Source organism: Pseudomonas sp. B329, from assembly GCF_023127835.1.
Lineage (GTDB): Bacteria > Pseudomonadota > Gammaproteobacteria > Pseudomonadales > Pseudomonadaceae > Aquipseudomonas > Aquipseudomonas synxantha_A.
This window is the reverse complement of the sequence record NZ_SPKP01000007.1, coordinates 154,644-173,193: the sequence shown is the minus strand read 5'-3', so window position 1 is coordinate 173,193 and position 18,550 is coordinate 154,644. Positions and strand designations below refer to the sequence as shown.

Sequence of the window (18,550 nt, the reverse complement as noted above, 5' to 3'; positions counted from 1 at the left end):
GGGGGCTTGCCCCCGATGGCGGTGAGTCAGTCACTGAATAAGTCGACTGATTCACCGCTATCGGGAGCAAGCCCCCTCCCACAGTTGCTACAGTGCAGGTCTTACGACTGAGCACGAGCCTGGTTACGCAGGGCTTTTACCTGGTCGTGGTTGCGCTGTACGCCGTGGTACTGACGCTCCACCAGGTCACGAATGCCCAGCAGGTTGTGCTTGTTGATCTTCTCGATCGCTTCACGGTAAGCCTTCAGTGCGTGGTCTTCACCGCGCTCGGCTTCGTTCAATACCGCTTCTTCATCCTTGCCAGTGACCATCGACTTCACGTCGACCCAGCCACGGTGCAGAGCACCTGCTACGCTGCCGGAATCTTCCGGATCGCCACCCAGGGCACGCACGGCGGTTTTCAATTCAGCGGCGGCAGTGGCGCAATCAGCAGAGCGCTTGGCAAACAGAGCCTTGAGTTCCGGATGCTTGATATCTTCAGCGCATTCCTTGAAACCCTTTTGGCCGTCGATGCTGGTTTCGATCAGGTCGTTCAGTACGGAGATCGATTCTTTATTGATGTCAGTCATTTTTCAATTCCTTGTACGGGTTAGAAGGGTGTCTTGGTTATTGCAGCGCCCGTGCCAGGTTTTTAAAAATTAACTTATCCTTTAATTTCAACAAGTTATGAAATATTGTACCATCTGTATGTGCGTTATTTGCATGATCTGTCATTTGGCCTTCATGCAGAATGCCTGTATTTTCGAAGACCTCGCCTCAATCCCGCGAAGCTCATGAATCCTGAAAAACTCGAACTGCTGATCACCCGCGAAATGCCCTTCGGCAAATACAAGGGCCGGATCATCGCCGACCTGCCTGGCCCCTACCTGAACTGGTTTGCCCGTGAAGGTTTCCCCCAAGGCGAATTGGGCGGTCTGCTGGCCTTGATGCAGGAAATCGACCACAACGGCCTGGCCGAACTGCTCGAACCACTGCGTGCCAAACACGGCAAACCCGCCCCCCGCCATTAAGAGACTCGCCATGCCAAGGAATGCCGACAACGAACGCCACTGGCACACCATCGCCCAGCGCTATGAGCTGCAACCCGGGCCGATCAACCTGGAAAACGGCTACTTCGGGCGTATGAGCCGTGCAGTGCAGGCGCAATACCTTGAGCACATCAGCTTTATCAACCGCAGCAACTCGGTGCATGTGCGCCAACGTTTCGAGCAAGGTGAAAACGTCGAGATTCGCCGCACGCTGGCGGCATTGATTGACGTCGACCCCGAGTCGATCGCCTTCACGCGCAACGCTACCGAAGCCTTACAGTCGCTGATCCGCAACTACAACCGCCTGCAACCCGGCGACCAGGTGCTGATCAGCGATTTGGAGTACGACACGGTCAAGGGCGCCATGCGCTGGCTTGCCGATGTTCGCGGCGTGGAGGTGATCGAGGTGTCACACACCCACCCGGCCAGTTTCGACAGCCTGGTGCAGACGTATAACAAGGCGTTCGCGCAGTATCCGCGTCTTAAACTGATGGCCCTGACTCATGTCACTCATCGCACCGGCCTGGTGATGCCCGTTGCGGCTATTGCCAAGGCCGCACGCGAACAGCATATCGACGTGATCCTCGACGGCGCCCACGCCCTGGGCCAGTTCGAGTTCAACCTGGCTGAACTGGGCATCCAATTCGCGGGGTTCAACCTGCACAAATGGATGGGTGCACCGCTGACCCTGGGCTTTTTATATATCGCCCCCGAGCGCCTGGCCGATATCGACCCGGACATGGGCGAGTTTCACTACCCGGCCACGGATGTGCGCGCTCGTACGTCCTACAGCACACCAAACTTTCCCGCGCTGATGACCTTGCCGTTGGTGTTTGAAGAACATCGGCAATTGGGTGGCGCCGCGGCCAAGGGTGCGCGGGTCAATTACCTGCGGGATCTGTGGGTAAACCAGGTGCGCCCCTTGCCGGGCATTGAAGTGCTGACCTCGGATGATCCGCGGCTGTATTGCGGGATCACCGCGTTCAAGTTCCTCGGGCGGGATCAGCAGGTGATGGTGGATCGTATGCTCAGGGACTACGACTTGTTTACCACCACGCGTGTGGGTGCGTCGTTTGGCACCTGTATTCGGGTGACACCAGGGTTGGTGACATCGGCAGCGGACATCGACGTGCTAGTCAACGCCATTAACCAGTTGAGCACAGATTAAACATGTGGGAGCTGGCTTGCCTGCGATGGCGGTGTATCAGCGCAAGAGATGTCAGCTGACCCACCGCTATCGCAGGCAAGCCAGCTCCCACAGTTGAACATCGGTGTTCTTGAGGTTTCTGCAGGCAAAAAAAAGCGGCACACCGACCAAGCGCACCGCAAAAATGCCGTTAAGCACAGCAACAACGATTCTGTAAATCCGCTCAGTCCAGCAGCGCCAGCGCCTGTGCGGTAACTTCCTGGATGCGTGCCCAGTCGCCGTTCCTGACCCACTCAGGATCAAGCATCCAGCTACCGCCCACGCACATCACGTTTTTCAACGCCATGTAGCTTTTGATATTGGCCGGGCCAACGCCGCCGGTCGGGCAGAATTTCACTTCGCCAAACGGGCCGCCCAGCGCCTTGATGGCCGCGACGCCGCCGCTGACTTCGGCCGGGAACAACTTGAAGCGGCGGTAACCCAGGCCGTAGCCTTCCATGATGCCGGAGGCGTTGCTGATGCCCGGCAGCAGCGGGATCGGGCTGTGTACCGAGGCTTCCAGCAGGTCGCGGGTAATGCCAGGGGTGACGATAAATTGCGAGCCCGCCACTTCGGCCGCTTCGAGCATGTGACGATCAAGCACGGTACCGGCACCGGTGCACAGCTCAGGACGTTGCTCACGCAAGACCTGAATGGCCTTGAGGCCGAACTCGGAACGCAGGGTCACTTCCAACGCGGTCAAACCGCCAGCTGCCAGGGCATCGGCCAGCGGCAGGATGTCCTGCTCGCGGGCGATGGTAATCACCGGCAGGATCCGCGCCTTGGCGCAGAGACTGTCGATCAAGGCAACTTTATCCGCCATGGACACGGTCGGTTGAGGGCTTTTCATAGCGGCTGATCCTTGGCTCATGGGCACCAGTAAATCTCGAGAGTAGGTTGCAAAAACGCGCGAATCGGCATGGCAGCAACATCGTCGCTGGCCAGCGCGGCGCTCAAGGTGGTCAATTTCGAACTGCCGGAAATCGACAGCACGGTGTAGTTGGCCGTCGCCAGCAGCGCACGACTCATGGTCAGGCGCTGGTGCGGCACGGTTGGCGCCAGCATCGGCCAGCAACGGCGAGTACCGTCGGCCTTCAGTGCGTCAGACAGGTTGGGGCTGTTGGGGAACAGCGAGGCGGTGTGGCCGTCATCGCCCATGCCCAGCACCAGCACATCAATGCCGGGCAGTTCGGCCAGCAGGCGATCGGCCTGCTCGGCAGCGTCTTCAAGGTTGGCGGCGGCACTGTACAGGCTGAGGAACCTGGCCGCGGCTGCCGGGCCTTGCAGCAAGTGCTGCTTCAACAAGCCGGCATTGCTGTCGGCGTGTTCGACCGGTACCCAGCGTTCATCGGCCAGGGTGACAGTGACCCTGGACCAGTCCAGCCCCTGCTTGGCCAGGTTCTGGAAAAACGCCACAGGGCTGCGTCCACCGGACACCACCAGCGTCGCCTCGCCACGGGCGCTGATGGCAGCGCGCAGTTGTTCGGCCACGTCATGGGCCAGGCCATCGGCCAGCAGCGTGGGCGTACGGTACTCATGGGCAGTAACGCCCTGAGGCAGTTTCAATTCAGATATCGCCATACCACGACCTCCCATCCCGCGTAATCAGTGCAATCGAGCTCATCGGCCCCCAGGACCCCGCCGCATACGGCTTGGGTGCATCACCGGACTTTTTCCAGCCGGCGATCAACTGGTCACACCACTTCCACGCAGCTTCGATTTCATCTTTGCGAACAAACAGGTTCTGATTGCCGCGCATCACTTCCAGCAACAACCGCTCGTAGGCATCCGGGATGCGTGCGCTGCGATAGGTGTCGGAAAAATTCAGTTGCAGTGGCCCGCTGCGCAGTTGCATGCCCTTGTCCAGGCCCTGCTCTTTGGTCATCACGCGCAAGGAAATACCTTCGTCCGGTTGCAGGCGAATGATCAGCTTGTTGCTGATCTGCAGGCGCTGCTCGGGGGCGAAGATGTAGTGGGACGGTTCCTTGAAATGGATGACAATCTGCGACAGCTTTTGCGGCATACGTTTGCCAGTACGCAGGTAGAACGGCACCCCGGCCCAACGCCAGTTGCGAATATCGGCACGCAGGGCGACGAAGGTTTCGGTGTCGCTCTGGGTGTTGGAATTGTCTTCTTCCAGATAACCCGGCACGGCTTTGCCCGCACTGTAGCCGGCAATGTATTGGCCGCGTACCACCTGGGTGGTCAGGCCCTCGGGGCTGATCGGCGCCAGGGCCTTGAGCACCTTGACCTTCTCGTCGCGGATACTGTCGGCGGACAGGTCGGCCGGCGGGTCCATGGCGATCAGGCACAGCAACTGCAGCAGGTGGTTCTGGATCATGTCACGCAGCTGGCCGGCCTTGTCGAAGTAGCCCCAACGGCCTTCGATGCCGACCTGCTCGGCCACGGTGATTTCCACGTGGGAAATGTAGTTCTGGTTCCACTGGGTTTCGAACAAACTGTTGGCGAAACGCAGGGCGATCAGGTTCTGGACGGTTTCTTTGCCCAGATAGTGGTCGATACGGTAGGTGCGGTTTTCCGGGAAAAACTGCGCCACCGCATCGTTGACCTTGCGCGAGGATTCCAGGTCAGAACCGATGGGCTTTTCCAGGACCACGCGGGTGTTTTCCGCCAGGCCCACCTTGGACAGGTTCTCGCAGATAGCCCCGTACACCGCCGCAGGGGTAGCGAAGTAGGCGATCAGGCGTTGCTCGCCGCCGACCTTCTCGGCAAGGGCGACGTAGTCGTCAGCCTTCATGAAGTCGACATGCACGTAGGCCAGGCGCGCAAGGAAGCGCGCGGCCACGGCCTCGTCGAGTTCCTTGCCGACGTATTTACGCAATTCTTTTTCGATATGGGCCAGGTGTTGCTGCTCGCTGCCGGCTTCACGGGCCAGGGCCAGGATGCGTGTATCGTCGTGCAGCAGCCCGGCGCCATCGAGTTGATAGAGGGCAGGAAATAACTTGCGCAGCGCCAGATCACCCAAGGCGCCAAACAGGGCAAAGGTGCAGGGTTCTACGGTTATCGAAGGCATGATGTTTGTTCTTTTATCAAGTTAAGCTACAAATACCTTTTTTCAAGGCATCACTCAAGGAAAAATGTAGTAATAACCACAACATTTTCCGGAAATACGCATTGCGAGTGGTGGTGTTCAGCTACCCTCAGTAGGATAGGCCACCGCGAAAAGCCAGTCGTCGATTGGTTGCCGCCCTTTATTTGCATCGTCGCCCGAAGGAAAGACTGAATGGACCGCGTGCGAAATCTTCTGGAACAGATCCGGAACCGCCTCGAAGAATTAAACAAGGCCGAGCGCAAAGTCGCTGAAGTCATCCTGCTCAACCCGCAGCAGGCTACACGCTTCTCGATCGCCGCCCTCGCCCAGGCCGCCTCGGTCAGCGAACCGACGGTCAACCGCTTCTGCCGTTCGTTCGGCGTCAGCGGTTACCCTGAACTTAAATTGCAGTTGGCGCAAAGCCTGGCCAGCGGCGCCGCGTATGTCAGCCGTGCCGTGGAGGCCGATGATAACCCCGAGGCCTACACCCAGAAGATCTTTGGCAGCGCCATTGCGTCCCTGGACAGCGCCTGCCAGGCCCTGGACCCGGCGCTGATCAGCAAGGCGGTGGACTTGTTGATCCAGGCGCGCCAGATCCACTTCTTCGGCCTGGGCGCCTCGGCGCCGGTGGCCATGGATGCGCTGCACAAATTTTTCCGCTTCAACCTGGCAGTGACCGCTCATGCGGACGTGCTGATGCAGCGCATGATCGCTTCGGTAGCGCATACCGGCGAGCTGTTCGTGATCATTTCCTACACCGGACGCACACGCGAACTGGTGGAAGTGGCGCGTATCGCCAGGGAAAACGGTGCGTCAGTGTTGGGCGTGACCGCCGAAAACTCGCCGCTTGCCAAGGCCAGTACAGTAAGCCTGAACATCCCGTTGCCGGAAGACACCGATATCTACATGCCGATGACTTCTCGGATCATCCAATTGACCGTGCTGGATGTGCTGGCGACCGGCATGACCCTGCGTCGCGGGGTGGATTTCCAGCCGCATTTGCGCAAGATCAAAGAGAGTTTGAATGACAGCCGGTATCCGGTGGGGGATGAGTTCAACTAAGCCTGGACCTGTGTTGGCTGCACTGGCCTCATCGGGAGCAAGCCCCCTCCCACAGTTTGATGTGTGAATACCTTCAAATGTGGGAGCTGGCTTGCCTGCGATAGCGCCATCAGCCACACCGCTAAGCTCCAGCCCGAGCCTGCAGACTCAAATGCGCCCTCTCCCCCGGCGCCAGGCTCGCACCGGCCATCGCCGACTCCACGCACACAAACCCCGACGCCTCGTTAAAGCTCACGCCCAACAGCGGTCGGCTACCTGGATGCCACACCACCGTGTCGGCGCTGTCGCCGGTGTCGATGCACAGTTCACGCTGCCAGGCGTGGTCCTTGAGCTGTAGTTCGCCCTCATGCTGGAACACCCGCTGGCAACCGCCATCGACCCGCAGTTCACCTTCCTGCTGGCAGACCTGACGGTTGAGCTGATCATAACCTTGCGCGCCGTCGAGCCCAGACAGCGCTACCTCGTCAACGTGACCAATACGCCAGTAAGCGTGCAAAGCATGGCTCAACTGGCACGGCAACTCGTCCTGGTGCTCGGTGCTCAGGCGCAGTTCCAGGGTTTCGCCCAAGTGCGCGTGCAAGTCCACCTGCCAGTCGCACAATTGCAATTGCCAGTGCAGGCGCACGCCATCGTCATCGGTGCTGCTGTCGAGCAGCTTCCAGTCAATCAGGCGCGCCCAGCCATGGGACGGCCACGCGTTTTCGCTGGGGTGACGGCCATACCACGGCCAGCACACCGGTACGCCACCACGGATAGCCCCGACTTGCGGCCATTTGGCGGCACACCACAGCCACGGCTTCTGGCCCGTCGGTTGAAAGTGCAGCAATTGCGCACCCTGGCGACTGAACACCGCCTGGCACAGGGGGTGGTCGATCACCAACACATCGCGCATCTGAAAGCGCTCCCAGGCGAACACCGGTCGCTCGCGCAGGGATTTGAAAAAGCGTTGCAGCGGTTGCTCATGCATGTGCACAGGTTCCGAATATCACAGTGCAAGCCAAAAAAAAGCGGATAGCCATGGCTACCCGCAAATGCGCACAGAGAGAGGAGCTTATCGCAACAGCGTTAGAAGGTAGACTGAATTTTCAGGCCGGCGACCAAGGCGTTGTCGACTTGATCCACACCACCTGGGTGGGTGATGTATTGCAGGTTAGGGCGTACGGTCAGCCAATTGGTGACATGGAAGCCGTAGTTGATTTCGTAGTTGTATTCGGTACCTTGCAGCGGCATGTAACCGGCCTGGCTGTAGTCAGTGAAACCACCTGCCGCGTTACGTAGCTCTGCGGTTTTCTTCACGTCATCGTTGACATGGATACGGGCAAAACCGATGCCGACGTCATCCTTTGGACGCGCATCGAACGGGCCCTTGTACACAAACATCAGCGACTGATAGTTGTCGATGAAGTTGGTGTCCTTGTCGTGGAAGGTGACGTTAGCCGCAACGTTCAGACCACGGGAGGCATCACCATTGTGAGTGGTGAGTTGCTGTTGCACCACGCCCCAGTAGCCGCTTTTGCTGTTGCGAACGCGCAGGGCATCGCCAGTGGCGCCAGCGTCGCCGCCGTTGACGTCTTCGCGCACATCATCAGCGTCAGCCGTGCTCTTGTAGTAACCCACGCGGTACTCGCCCGGCAGGCCATTGACCTTCGGCGACCACACCAATTCAACTGGCAACACGGTGCCCTTGGTGCCGCTGCCGCTGAGCTTGAAGCCGTTGCCCATTTCGGTTTGCGATGGGTTCTGGTTGTACGCGCCAATTTGCGCATACAGTTCAGGCGTGATGTGGTATTTCACACGCAGAGCGGCCTGGCTGACGGGCCAGTTGTACCAGATGTTGGTGGCCCAGTTACCCACTTGGGAACCGCAGAACGCCAGGTTCTGGAACTCGCAGGGGAAGGTGTTGAAGTCTTCGCCTTCACCGAAGTAACCGGCTTTGACGTCCAGCTTGCCGTCGAGGAACTGATGCTGGATCCACAGTTGGGTCAGACGCACCATGTGGCCACGGCCATACACTTCCTGCGATGAACTCAAGGTGCCAGCACGCGGGTCACCAACACGGTCGTTGGAGATGTTCTCGCCATTACGATTGGTCAACTGGATCTTGGCCTGGGTGTTATCCCAGCCCCACAGTTTTTGCAGGTCCAGTGCCACGCCAAGACCAAACTGGTCAGAGTAGCGACCGGTCTTGTCGTCGTTATAACCGCCGTGGGCGTTGTAGCCCATCTCCCCAACGTAGTCGGCCTTGATGTCGATACCTTGCTCGATCAGCTTGGTACGCTCACCGCCCCAATCGCCGGTCATCCATTTGGAATCGGCACTGAAGGCTTCATCCGCCATCGCATTGGCGGACAAAACCAGGGCTGCTACCGCTGACAGCTGGCAGATCAGCCGGGTGTTGTTGTGTTGCTTTTTCATCCCTACATCCTCGTCTTTATTGTTATTAAACTGTTTTTATCTAACGCGGGTTACATTTTTTAACTAAAACAACTGGTTATCTTCTTTTTCCTGTGGGAACCGGGCTTGCCCGCGATGCAGGCGCCTCGGTCCTGCAGTTACAACGCGGTGACGCCATCGCGGGCAAGCCCGGCTCCCACAGATGCCCCCCGTGAGCCAGCAGTCCCCAATCGCTCACCGGTCTTGGCGTCAAACAGCAACACCTTGGCCGGGTCGAATTGCAGCGTCAGTGTCTCACCCACCTGCGGCGCGACGTCCGGCGCCAAACGGCAGCAGACCTTGGTGTCGTTGAGCTGCACAAACACCAGCGTGTCCGGGCCGGTCGGCTCGGTCACCTGCACTTCGGCACGAATACTCGACGAGCCATTGCCCTCGCCCGCCGCCAGCACGATCTGCTCCGGGCGCAGGCCGAGGATCACATCGCGGTCTTCCAAACCGGCATCATTCATGCTCAGCGGCAGCTCGCAACGGGCCTGGCCGCTGTCCAGCAGCGCGACCAGGCGACCGTCCTTGCGTTGCAGGCGCAAAGGCACGAAGTTCATCGGTGGTGAACCGATAAAGCTTGCCACAAACAGGTTGGCCGGGTCGTTATAGATTTCTTTCGGCGTGCCGAATTGTTGGATGATGCCGTCCTTCATCACCGCCACTTTATCGCCCAGGGTCATCGCTTCGATCTGGTCGTGGGTGACGTAGACGGTGGTGGTTTTCAGACGCTGGTGCATCAGCTTCATTTCGGTGCGCATCTCGACGCGCAATTTGGCGTCGAGGTTGGACAGCGGTTCGTCGAACAGGTAGATCTTCGGCCGCCGCGCCAGCGCTCGGCCCATGGCCACACGCTGCTGCTGGCCACCGGACAGTTGGCCCGGCTTGCGGTTGAGCAGGTGTTCGATCTGCAGCAGCTTGGCCACGCGTGCGACTTCGGCGTCGATGTCGGCTTGCGGCATCTTGCGAATCTTCAGGCCGAACTCGATGTTCTCGCGCACGCTCATGGTCGGGTACAGCGCATAGGACTGGAACACCATGGCGATGTCGCGATCCTTGGGGCTCATGCCGCTCACGTCTTGATCACCGATCATGATCGCGCCGCCGGTAATGGTCTCAAGCCCGGCGATGCAGTTCATCAGCGTGGACTTGCCGCACCCCGAAGGGCCGACCAGGATCAGGAATTCGCCTTCCTTGATCGACAGTTCGATGTTCTTCAAGGTGTCGGGCAGGCCGGCGCCGTAGGTTTTGTTTACATTGCGAAGTTCAAGCGTAGCCATGATTACCCCTTGACCGCGCCGGCCGTGAGGCCGCGCACGAAATACTTGCCTGCGATCACATAGACCAGCAGGGTCGGCAGCCCGGCGATCATCGCCGCCGCCATATCCACGTTATATTCCTTGGCCCCGGTGCTGGTGTTGACCAGGTTGTTCAGCGCCACCGTGATGGGCTGCGAGTCGCCACTGGAGAACACCACGCCGAACAGGAAGTCGTTCCAGATCTGTGTGAACTGCCAGATCAGGCAAACCATGATGATCGGCGTCGACATCGGCAGAATGATCTGCCGGAAGATGGTGAAGAAACCCGCACCGTCCAGGCGTGCCGCCTTGATCAGCGCATCCGGGATGCTTACGTAGTAGTTACGGAAGAACAGCGTGGTGAACGCCAGGCCGTAGACCACGTGGATAAACACCAGGCCGGTGGTGGTGCTGGCCAGGCCCATCTTGCCGAGGGTGAACGACGCGGGCAGCAGCACGGTCTGGAACGGCAGGAAGCAGCCGAACAGCAACAATCCAAAGAACAGTTGCGAACCTCGGAAGCGCCAGAACGACAACACATAGCCATTCAAGGCCCCAATGGCGGTGGAAATCAGCACGGCTGGAACGGTGATCTTGATCGAGTTCCAGAAGTAGCCATCCACAGTGGCCCAAGCCTTGACCCAGCCGATGCCACTGACCACGGTCGGCCAGCTCAGCAGGTTGCCGCTGCTGATGTCTTCGGGAGTCTTGAAGCTGGTGAGCAGCATCACCACCAGCGGCACCAGGTACAGCAGCACGGCGAGGATCAGCACCGCATAGATCGCGATACGACTCAGGCTGATGGCGGGTTTGGAGGCGAGACTAGTCATTACGTTTGGTCCTCAGCTCGGAGTAGAGGTACGGCACGATGATCGCGAGGATCGCACCGAGCATCAGGATTGCACTGGCCGAGCCCATGCCCATCTGGCCACGGCTGAAGGTGAACGAGTACATGAACATCGCCGGCAGATCGGACGAATAGCCCGGGCCACCCGCGGTCATCGCCGCCACCAGGTCGAAGCTCTTGATCGCAATGTGCGCCAGGATCATCACTGCACTGAAGAACACCGGACGCAGGCTTGGCAGCACCACGCTCCAATAGATGCGCGGCAGGCTGGCACCGTCGATCTGGGCGGCGCGGATGATCGATTGATCAACCCCACGCAGGCCAGCCAGGAACATCGCCATGATAAAGCCCGAGGCTTGCCACACAGCGGCGATCACCAGGCAGTAGACCACGCGGTCGGGGTCGATCAGCCAGTCGAGACGGAAGCCTTCCCAGCCCCAATCCCGCAGAAGTTTGTCCAGGCCCATGCCCGGGTTGAGCAGCCATTTCCAGGCGGTACCGGTGACGATCATCGAAAGCGCCATCGGGTACAGGTAAATGGTGCGGATAAAGCCTTCGCGGCGGATTTTCTGGTCGAGGAAAATCGCCAGCAGCACACCGATCACCAGGGTGATGCCGATGAACATGCCGCCGAATACGGCCAGGTTCTTGCTCGCCACCCACCAACGGTCGTTGTCGAACAAACGCTCATACTGAGCCAGGCCCGCCCACTTGTAGCTGGGCAGGAACGTGGAAGTGGTGAACGACAGCACGAACGTCCACAGGATGTAGCCGTAAAAGCCTACCAGCACGATGAACATGCTCGGCGCCAGCACCAGTTTGGGTAGCCAGCGTTGCAGCACATCGAACGGCGAGGCCTTGCTGAACACAGCAACAGAACTCATGGGAAAATCCACTACAGGGAAAAAGGACTACAAGGTGAGTCTCTTGTCGAACGCGGTTTGTGTGGAAGCTGGCTCGCCTGCGATGGCATCACCGCGGTGTCACCGGTACACCGAGTTGTCTGCATCGCGGGCAAGCCCGGCTCCCACAAAAATCCGCTACCAAGTATTACTTGGCCGACTTGATCGCAGCACCCAGCTTCTTGGCGGTGTCGGCCGGGTCGGCTTTCGGGTCGTTGATGTAGTTGGTCACTACGTCAAAGAACGCACCTTGCACCGCCAGGGTAGTGGCCATGTTGTGCGCCATGCTTGGCTGCAAGCCGCCGGTCTTGGCATCGGTCAGGAAGTCCTTGGCGGCGGTCTGGGCGCAGGAGTCGAAGCCGTAGGAATCCATCTTGGTCAGCATGTCGTTACGCACAGGGATCGAGCCCTTGTTGATGCTGAACACTTTCTGGAAGTTTTCACCCAGCACGACTTTGGCGATGTCCTGCTGACCTGCGGCAGTGCCTTTGTCTTTCTGCTTGAACACCGCCAGGGAGTCGATGTTGTAGGTGAAGGCTTTGTCGGTGCCAGGGAACGCTACGCACTCGTAGTCCTTGCCAGCGACTTTCTTGGCGGCAGTCCACTCGGACTTGGCCCAGTCACCCATGATCTGCATACCGGCCTTGCCGTTGATGACCTTGCCGGCTTCGAGGTTCCAGTCCTGGCCTTTGCCGTCCACGTCCATGTAGGTCGCGACTTTCTTCAGCTCAGTGAGGGACTTGACCATTTGCGGACCGGTCAGGGCGTCGTTATCCAGGTCGACCAGGGCTTTCTTGTAGCCATCAGCCCCCATGACCGAGAGCACTACCGCTTCGAAAACGGTGCTGTCCTGCCAAGGCTGGCCGCCGTGGGCAAGCGCAATGAAGCCTGCAGCTTTGAGCTTGTCGCCGGCTGCGTAGAATTCTTCGAGGGTGGTTGGGTTCTTGGTGATACCGGCTTTCTTGAAGACTTCCGGGTTGATCCACAGCCAGTTCACACGGTGGATATTCACCGGTACAGCCACGTAGTCACCGTCGTACTTCACGGTGTCGGAGACTTTCTTGTCGAGCAGGGAATCCCACTTTTCTTCTTTGGCGACGTTTTTGAGCACGTCGGTGTCGAGCAGGCCAGTGGACGCCCATTCCTGGATGTCGGGGCCTTTGATCTGGGCTACACCCGGTGGGTTGCCGGCAACCGCACGGCTTTTCAGCACGGTCATGGCCGTGGCGCCACCGCCACCTGCAACGGCACCGTCTTTCCAGGTGAAGCCGTCTTTCTCAACTTGGGCCTTCAGGACATCCACAGCCGCTTTTTCACCACCGGAAGTCCACCAATGCACCACTTCCACCGTACCTTTGGAGTCGGCGGCAAATGCACTGAGGGGAAACAACGAGGCAATGGAAATAGCAACGGCGAGGCGATTAATCGCGTTCATCTGAGTACCTTTTCTTGTTGTTATGCATGCAAGTCTAGAGCTTGCGCTGCACGGAGTTTAAACAGGGATTTTCCAGGCGCAGGTAACAAAGGGACGCACAAATGTCACCACTTGGTGACATAACGCCCGTTGCCCAATGCACTGGCCAGGCTGGGTGCCAAGGGTAACGCCGGCAGCACGACCGCTTGCCAGGCATGGTACAGATCAGGTTTGCCGCCCCAGATTTTGCTGCTGGGTTGGTTGTGCGGGCTGAGTTCGTGGTGCCAACTGCCATGGAGCCGATCGATGAAGTGGGTTTCACAAAACTCCCAGATGCGTCGATACCAGATCTCGTAATGCAGTTCACCGGTACGTTTGAGCAGTGCCTGAGCAGCGGCGCTGGCTTCTGCGTGGGTCCAGTGCAAGCGCTCGCGTACAACCGGGCGCCGACTCCAATCCAAAGTGTAGACAATGCCCGGTGCACCATCCACGGCCCAGGCATATTCACAGGCGCTGGCAAACAGCCCTTTGGCGTCGTCAACCAACCAAGCCGGCGTATCCAGCCCGGCCTGCAGGCGCGCAGCTTCCAGGTGCAGTAGCAGCCGCGCCCATTCGAAACCGTGCCCGGGGGTGATGCCGTAGGGGCGAAACCCATCAGCGGGGTTATCTTCGTTGTAGCCCAGTAGAGGTTTCCACTGCGCATCAAAGTGCTCGATCACCATGAACTGGTTGCTGGCGGCGTGGGTGTGGATCACCCGCTCGACGATGCGCAGCGCACGGTCCAGCCAACGGCTGTCAGCGGTGACATCGGCCAGGGCCAGGAAGGCTTCGGTGGCGTGCATGTTGCTGTTGGCGCCGCGATAGCCTTCGACACCACTCCAGTCCCGGGCGAAAGATTCAAGCATGACGCCCTCCTCCTCGCTCCAGAAGAACTGGTCGATGATATGGATGGCGTCGTTCAACAAGGTTTGCGCACCCGGCGCGCCAGCCACCACCGCAGAGCTGGCGGCCAGGGCCACGAATGCATGCAGGTACGCTGCTTTGCCGGTGTTGCCATCCAGGGCTTGGGGCGCGGCGAACCAGCCACCGTGCTCACTGTCGCGCAGCGGGCCGCTGAGAGCCGTCACGCCATGCGCCACCAGCTCGGCATAACCGGGCAGCCCCATCGCATGGGCCATGGCGAAGCTGTGGGTCATACGGGCGGTGTTCATGGTTTCGGCGCGGGCATCGGCGGGCAACTGGCCTTTATCGTCGAGGTTGCCGAACCCGTCCGGCAGGCGCGATGCCTTGGCGAACGCCAACAGGCGCTGGCCTTCAGCGGCGAGCCAGGCGTGGTGGGCAGGTGCGTTCAGCCAACTGCTGGCAGGCAGTGGATGGGTGGTCATGGGTGGCCCTTATTGTTTTTTGTGGGATGACCGGAGTCTAAACAAGGGCGCGGTAGGGGCAAGTAACGAAGGGGAGAAGAAATGTCACTATCTGGTGACAATCAATCTCCAAGTGAAAATCCAAAATGTGGGAGGGGGCTTGCTCCCTCCTACATTTAGATCTCATTCAAAGGCCATAACTTCGTTCATTGACCCAGCGGTGTGGCCGCAGCAGGCGCATTGAGGCGCTGGTTCAGATTCTGCACCTGGCTCTGCAAGGTGGTGATATTGCGCGTGGTCTGGATGCGGAACACATCAAACTCCTTGTTGGTCGGCGCATCGACGTTGGCAGGCTGGTTTTCCTGGGCACTCTTGAGTACCAGCAAATCCTGCTCAAGACGGGCGATGGCGGCGCCTGGATTGCCCTGCTTCTTCAAGGCAGCCACATCAGTGGACAAGTCCTTGATCTCACCTTGGGCCGCCTTGAGGCTGGCGACAGCGTCGGTCAGGGCCTGCACCTGGCCTTGCAGCTTGGCATTGGCAGCCGTCAGTTCGGTGGTACTGGTGCTCATCTGGGCCAGGCGACTATCCAGCTCGGTGGCTTGGCCGGCGACGCCCAACTGTTGCTTGCCCTGCTCCTGCAACTGGGCTTGCAACTGCTTGATCTGCAATTTCAGCGCCTCGCTGCCGTTGTTCACGCTGGCTTCGCTGGCCACGACCTTGCCGGAAATATCCTGCAGGCGCCCCGCCGCTTCCTCGCTGATGCGGGCGAAGCTTTCCTGGGTGGCGACCAGTTGCTGGCCCATCAGGGAAATCTGCTGGAAGCTCCACCAGGCCAGGCCGGCGAAGGCAATCAGCAATGCGCCTACCAACGCCCACAACGGGCCGGTGCTGGCACTTTTAACTTTGACCACTGGTGTGGTTCGCGAGCGCACCGAAGTGGCGGCAGTCGGCACGAAATCATCGTCGTCCCCGAGGTCTGCCCGCAGGCTGGGCACGTTGTCGAAGTCGTCTTTTGCATCGTTACGCATGAATCTACCTTGAATCAATGAGGTGGCTGCTCAGAGGCCGAGCGGCGCAAGTATAAACCGTGCCCCAGACGCATAGGTCGACACGGTCCGGCGAATTCGGTTCCCGATGTGTTGCTGGTTATGAACTTACTTGAGGCCCGGATCCTGGGCTTTCCACCAACTGCAGAACTCATCGAGCGCGGCCCACAGGGTGACCTTGGGGTCGTAGTCCAGATAATGCCTGGCACGGCTGATGTCGAGGGTGAAATCTTTGTTCATCACCTGCATGCCCAAACGCGATAACGAAGGCTCCGGCCGCCCCGGCCACATCGCACAGAACGCCTCATTCAAGGCCGCCATGCTGTAGGACAAACCGTAAGACCGATAACGGGTCACTTGGGGCAGCTCCATTTGCCGCATCACATAATTGACCACATCCCATATAGGCACCGGTGCGCCGTTGCTGATGTTGTACGCCTTGCCCAGCGCCGAGCCGGGTGCGAGCAGGCTGCTGAGCAGCGCTTCATTGAGGTTGTGCACGCTGGTGAAGTCGACCTTGTTCAGGCCGTCGCCGACAATGGCCAGGCGGTTCTTGCGCTGCATCTTCAACAGCCGCGGGAAGATGCTCATGTCGCCGGCACCGGTGACAAAACGCGGGCGCAACGCCAACACCTCAAGACCGAACTCCTGGGCACCGAAGACCTTCTGCTCGGCTAGGTATTTGGTGGCGGCATAAGGATGCTTGAAACGCTTGGGCACCTGCTCTTCGGTGATGCCTGAATGGTCGCGGCCGTCGAAGTAGATCGACGGCGACGACAGGTGCACCAGGCGCCCCACGCGCTGCTTGAGGCAGGCTTCAACCACATTTTCAGTCACCAGCACATTGCCTTGGTGAAAGTCCTGATACTTGCCCCACAACCCGACGGCGCCGGCGCAATGCACCACGGCTTCAACGTCGCGGCACAGGTCACGCACCAGGTCGGCATCATTCAAGTCACCCTGGATAAACTCGGCACCGCGCCGAACCAGGTGTTCGACACCCTCGGCGCGTCGCCCGTTGACCCGCACATCCAGGCCCTGTTCAAGGGCAAAACGCGCAAAGCGTCCGCCGATGAAGCCGCTTGCGCCGGTGACCAGAATTTTCATGTAGTACTCCGTGTTCTTTCGTTTTTCATCGCTGTGGCCTTGACGCCCGCCATCACTTCAACGGCACCAACCAGTGGCCACAAACCTGGGCCAGATGGTCGGTCAACAAGCCCAACAGTTGCCCGCCACTGCGCCAATGATGCCAGTACAGCGGCACATCGATGGGCTTATCTGGCAATAACTCCACCAATACGCCGGTTTCCATCTGGTCGCGCACCTGTAACTCGGGCACCAGGCCCCACCCAAGACCGGCTTCCGTCAGGCGAATAAAACCTTCGGACGACGGGCATAGATGGTGCTCAAAACCTCCGTTCACCCCGAGGGAAGCCAGGTAACGGTGTTGCAGGAAATCATCCGGGCCGAACACCAGCGCCGGCGTGCGCGCCAATTGATCGGCGCGCACGCCCGCCGGGAAATGCCGGGCAATAAACGCCGGGCTGGCCAGCGCCCGATAACGCATGGCGCCCAGTAACAGGCTGCGAGCACCGGCCACCGGGCGCTCGCTGGCACAGATACAGGCCGCAACCTCACCGGCGCGCATACGCTTGAGGCCCACGGTCTGGTCTTCGACCACCAGGTCCAGCAGCAAGTGCTGTTCGGCGCAGAAGTCGCTGATGGCCTCGGCCCACCATGTGGCCAGGCTGTCGGCATTCAGGGCGATGCGCAAGCGCTCGGGCATACCCTCCTCGTCCAGCGCCGGCACCTGGCTTTGCAGGTCACGCTCCAGCAAACGCACCTGTTGCACATGGTTGAGCAGGCGTCGGCCGATGTCGGTCGGGGTTGGGGGCGAGGCCCGTACCAGCACCGGCTGCCCGATACGCGCCTCCAGCAACTTGATGCGCTGGGAGATCGCCGACTGCGACAGCCCCAGCACCTGGGCACCGCGCTCGAAGCCGGCTTGTTCCACCACCGCCGCCAGGGCGGAAAGCAATTTATAGTCGAACATCAGTTTTCCTAATGAGCGATCAGCAATATTGGTTTTTCTTATACAGGTCCGACCCGCACCATAGCCAGCATCGTTTAAGCATCAACAAGGATCCTTCAGTATGTGGCAGAGCTATATGAACGGCTTGCTGGTGGCCCTCGGGCTGATCATGGCAATCGGCACCCAGAACGCGTTCGTCCTCGCGCAAAGCCTGCGCCGCGAGCATCACTTGCCCGTCGCGGCCTTGTGCGTGATCTGCGATGCGCTGCTGGTGGCCGCCGGGGTGTTCGGCCTGGCCACCGTGCTGACCCAGAGCCCGATACTGCTTGCGGTGGCACGCTGGGGCGGCGCAGCGTTCCTGCTGTGGTATGGCGCATGTGCGCTACGCCGGGCCTGTTCGAAACAAAGCCTGGATCAGGATGCCACTCTCAAGACCCGCTCATTGCGCGCGGTCCTGTTGAGCGCGCTGGCGGTGACCCTGCTAAATCCCCATGTGTACCTGGACACCGTGCTGCTGATCGGTTCCCTGGGCGCGCAACAAACGCAGCCGGGGGCTTACGTGGCCGGTGCCGCCAGCGCTTCGCTCCTGTGGTTCACCACCCTGGCACTCGGCGCGGCGTGGCTGGCACCCTGGCTGGCACGCCCCGCCACCTGGCGCCTGCTGGACTTGCTGGTGGCGGTGATGATGTTCTCGGTGGCCTACCAATTGATCAGCGCCTGACCAATAGTTGAAAACGCGCTGGAACCTCTATCCCACACAGTTGTTGCGTGGTTATGCCGCACCCCCGGTGCTATGATCGGCCCCCTGCGCCGCAAAGAGTACAAACTCCCCGGCGCATGTTTGGCCGCCCGTGATCGGCCTTGCGCTCACCGCAACTGA

The 18,550-nt window shown here is 59.7% G+C and carries 18 protein-coding genes; 4 read left to right on the top strand and 14 right to left on the bottom strand.

What is annotated here, in order from left to right:
• Window positions 1-101: 101 nt before the first annotated feature.
• Window positions 102-569: a PA2169 family four-helix-bundle protein gene (locus E4P00_RS05095; RefSeq protein ID WP_003175720.1), complete on the bottom strand. Its 468-nt coding sequence runs from the start codon at window positions 567-569 to the stop codon at window positions 102-104.
• A gap of 204 nt (window positions 570-773) precedes the next feature.
• Between E4P00_RS05095 and E4P00_RS05090 the strand changes: the two genes are divergently transcribed.
• Both E4P00_RS05090 and E4P00_RS05085 read left to right on the top strand, forming a co-directional pair.
• Entirely contained in the window at window positions 774-1,010 is a 237-nt protein-coding gene (locus E4P00_RS05090) for a DUF3820 family protein (RefSeq protein WP_248130850.1), read from the top strand.
• Window positions 1,011-1,020: 10 nt separating this feature from the next.
• Entirely contained in the window at window positions 1,021-2,196 is a 1,176-nt protein-coding gene (locus E4P00_RS05085) for an aminotransferase class V-fold PLP-dependent enzyme (RefSeq protein WP_248130848.1), read from the top strand.
• A gap of 202 nt (window positions 2,197-2,398) precedes the next feature.
• On the opposite strand, the gene E4P00_RS05080 is transcribed toward E4P00_RS05085, so the two are convergent.
• The 3 genes from E4P00_RS05080 to zwf are packed head-to-tail and all read right to left on the bottom strand — an operon-like array spanning window position 2,399 to window position 5,248.
• Window positions 2,399-3,064 (bottom strand): bifunctional 4-hydroxy-2-oxoglutarate aldolase/2-dehydro-3-deoxy-phosphogluconate aldolase, encoded by a 666-nt coding sequence (locus tag E4P00_RS05080; RefSeq protein WP_032803689.1) that lies wholly within the window; start codon window positions 3,062-3,064, stop codon window positions 2,399-2,401.
• A 17-nt stretch (window positions 3,065-3,081) separates the two neighbouring features.
• Window positions 3,082-3,795: a 6-phosphogluconolactonase gene (gene pgl, locus E4P00_RS05075; protein ID WP_216092013.1), complete on the bottom strand. Its 714-nt coding sequence runs from the start codon at window positions 3,793-3,795 to the stop codon at window positions 3,082-3,084.
• Window positions 3,782-5,248, bottom strand: a complete 1,467-nt coding sequence (gene zwf, locus E4P00_RS05070) for a glucose-6-phosphate dehydrogenase (RefSeq protein WP_032879759.1) — start codon at window positions 5,246-5,248, stop codon at window positions 3,782-3,784. The genes pgl and zwf overlap by 14 nt, the downstream gene beginning before the upstream one ends.
• Window positions 5,249-5,467: 219 nt before the next feature.
• On the opposite strand from zwf, the gene E4P00_RS05065 reads away from it, so the two are divergent.
• On the top strand, window positions 5,468-6,328 hold the full coding sequence (locus E4P00_RS05065; protein ID WP_169856377.1) for a MurR/RpiR family transcriptional regulator: 861 nt from the start codon (window positions 5,468-5,470) through the stop codon (window positions 6,326-6,328).
• A gap of 121 nt (window positions 6,329-6,449) precedes the next feature.
• Here E4P00_RS05065 and E4P00_RS05060 read toward each other — a convergent pair whose 3' ends face one another.
• The 10 genes from E4P00_RS05060 to E4P00_RS05015 form a co-directional block, all read right to left on the bottom strand.
• Window positions 6,450-7,295, bottom strand: a complete 846-nt coding sequence (locus E4P00_RS05060) for a D-hexose-6-phosphate mutarotase (RefSeq protein ID WP_005790774.1) — start codon at window positions 7,293-7,295, stop codon at window positions 6,450-6,452.
• Window positions 7,296-7,393: 98 nt separating this feature from the next.
• A complete protein-coding gene (locus tag E4P00_RS05055; RefSeq protein ID WP_248130846.1) occupies window positions 7,394-8,743 on the bottom strand; it encodes a carbohydrate porin in 1,350 nt (449 codons plus the stop codon).
• A gap of 137 nt (window positions 8,744-8,880) precedes the next feature.
• The gene (ugpC, locus tag E4P00_RS05050; RefSeq protein WP_078822159.1) at window positions 8,881-10,044 is read right to left on the bottom strand and encodes a sn-glycerol-3-phosphate ABC transporter ATP-binding protein UgpC; all 1,164 of its coding nucleotides are present in this window, start codon (window positions 10,042-10,044) and stop codon (window positions 8,881-8,883) included.
• A gap of 2 nt (window positions 10,045-10,046) precedes the next feature.
• On the bottom strand, window positions 10,047-10,892 hold the full coding sequence (locus tag E4P00_RS05045; protein WP_005790778.1) for a carbohydrate ABC transporter permease: 846 nt from the start codon (window positions 10,890-10,892) through the stop codon (window positions 10,047-10,049).
• Window positions 10,885-11,793, bottom strand: a complete 909-nt coding sequence (locus tag E4P00_RS05040) for a sugar ABC transporter permease (RefSeq protein ID WP_248092668.1) — start codon at window positions 11,791-11,793, stop codon at window positions 10,885-10,887. Before E4P00_RS05040 ends, E4P00_RS05045 begins: the two co-directional genes overlap by 8 nt.
• Window positions 11,794-11,959: 166 nt before the next feature.
• Window positions 11,960-13,246 (bottom strand): ABC transporter substrate-binding protein, encoded by a 1,287-nt coding sequence (locus tag E4P00_RS05035; protein ID WP_248130844.1) that lies wholly within the window; start codon window positions 13,244-13,246, stop codon window positions 11,960-11,962.
• A gap of 104 nt (window positions 13,247-13,350) precedes the next feature.
• The gene (locus E4P00_RS05030; protein WP_078822161.1) at window positions 13,351-14,610 is read right to left on the bottom strand and encodes an AGE family epimerase/isomerase; all 1,260 of its coding nucleotides are present in this window, start codon (window positions 14,608-14,610) and stop codon (window positions 13,351-13,353) included.
• Between the two features lie 185 nt (window positions 14,611-14,795).
• Window positions 14,796-15,620: an ATPase gene (locus tag E4P00_RS05025; protein ID WP_248130842.1), complete on the bottom strand. Its 825-nt coding sequence runs from the start codon at window positions 15,618-15,620 to the stop codon at window positions 14,796-14,798.
• 126 nt (window positions 15,621-15,746) lie between these two features.
• Complete coding sequence (locus E4P00_RS05020; protein WP_248130840.1) at window positions 15,747-16,745, bottom strand: NAD-dependent epimerase/dehydratase family protein; 999 nt, start codon at window positions 16,743-16,745, stop codon at window positions 15,747-15,749.
• 52 nt (window positions 16,746-16,797) lie between these two features.
• Window positions 16,798-17,691, bottom strand: a complete 894-nt coding sequence (locus E4P00_RS05015) for a LysR family transcriptional regulator ArgP (RefSeq protein ID WP_032879751.1) — start codon at window positions 17,689-17,691, stop codon at window positions 16,798-16,800.
• A 100-nt stretch (window positions 17,692-17,791) separates the two neighbouring features.
• Here E4P00_RS05015 and E4P00_RS05010 point away from each other — a divergent pair, with 100 nt between their 5' ends.
• On the top strand, window positions 17,792-18,391 hold the full coding sequence (locus E4P00_RS05010) for a LysE/ArgO family amino acid transporter (protein ID WP_248130838.1): 600 nt from the start codon (window positions 17,792-17,794) through the stop codon (window positions 18,389-18,391).
• The last annotated feature ends 159 nt before the right edge of the window (window positions 18,392-18,550 follow it).

Bases quoted from the DNA above. Each gene is read 5' to 3' on its own strand.
- E4P00_RS05095 (WP_003175720.1), bottom strand. From the start codon at position 569: ATGACTGACATCAATAAAGAATCGATCTCCGTACTGAACGACCTGATC.
- E4P00_RS05090 (WP_248130850.1), top strand. From the start codon at position 774: ATGAATCCTGAAAAACTCGAACTGCTGATCACCCGCGAAATGCCCTTC.
- E4P00_RS05085 (WP_248130848.1), top strand. From the start codon at position 1,021: ATGCCAAGGAATGCCGACAACGAACGCCACTGGCACACCATCGCCCAG.
- E4P00_RS05080 (WP_032803689.1), bottom strand. From the start codon at position 3,064: ATGAAAAGCCCTCAACCGACCGTGTCCATGGCGGATAAAGTTGCCTTG.
- pgl (WP_216092013.1), bottom strand. From the start codon at position 3,795: ATGGCGATATCTGAATTGAAACTGCCTCAGGGCGTTACTGCCCATGAG.
- zwf (WP_032879759.1), bottom strand. From the start codon at position 5,248: ATGCCTTCGATAACCGTAGAACCCTGCACCTTTGCCCTGTTTGGCGCC.
- E4P00_RS05060 (WP_005790774.1), bottom strand. From the start codon at position 7,295: ATGCATGAGCAACCGCTGCAACGCTTTTTCAAATCCCTGCGCGAGCGA.
- E4P00_RS05055 (WP_248130846.1), bottom strand. From the start codon at position 8,743: ATGAAAAAGCAACACAACAACACCCGGCTGATCTGCCAGCTGTCAGCG.
- ugpC (WP_078822159.1), bottom strand. From the start codon at position 10,044: ATGGCTACGCTTGAACTTCGCAATGTAAACAAAACCTACGGCGCCGGC.
- E4P00_RS05045 (WP_005790778.1), bottom strand. From the start codon at position 10,892: ATGACTAGTCTCGCCTCCAAACCCGCCATCAGCCTGAGTCGTATCGCG.
- E4P00_RS05040 (WP_248092668.1), bottom strand. From the start codon at position 11,793: ATGAGTTCTGTTGCTGTGTTCAGCAAGGCCTCGCCGTTCGATGTGCTG.
- E4P00_RS05035 (WP_248130844.1), bottom strand. From the start codon at position 13,246: ATGAACGCGATTAATCGCCTCGCCGTTGCTATTTCCATTGCCTCGTTG.
- E4P00_RS05030 (WP_078822161.1), bottom strand. From the start codon at position 14,610: ATGACCACCCATCCACTGCCTGCCAGCAGTTGGCTGAACGCACCTGCC.
- E4P00_RS05025 (WP_248130842.1), bottom strand. From the start codon at position 15,620: ATGCGTAACGATGCAAAAGACGACTTCGACAACGTGCCCAGCCTGCGG.
- E4P00_RS05020 (WP_248130840.1), bottom strand. From the start codon at position 16,745: ATGAAAATTCTGGTCACCGGCGCAAGCGGCTTCATCGGCGGACGCTTT.
- E4P00_RS05015 (WP_032879751.1), bottom strand. From the start codon at position 17,691: ATGTTCGACTATAAATTGCTTTCCGCCCTGGCGGCGGTGGTGGAACAA.
- E4P00_RS05010 (WP_248130838.1), top strand. From the start codon at position 17,792: ATGTGGCAGAGCTATATGAACGGCTTGCTGGTGGCCCTCGGGCTGATC.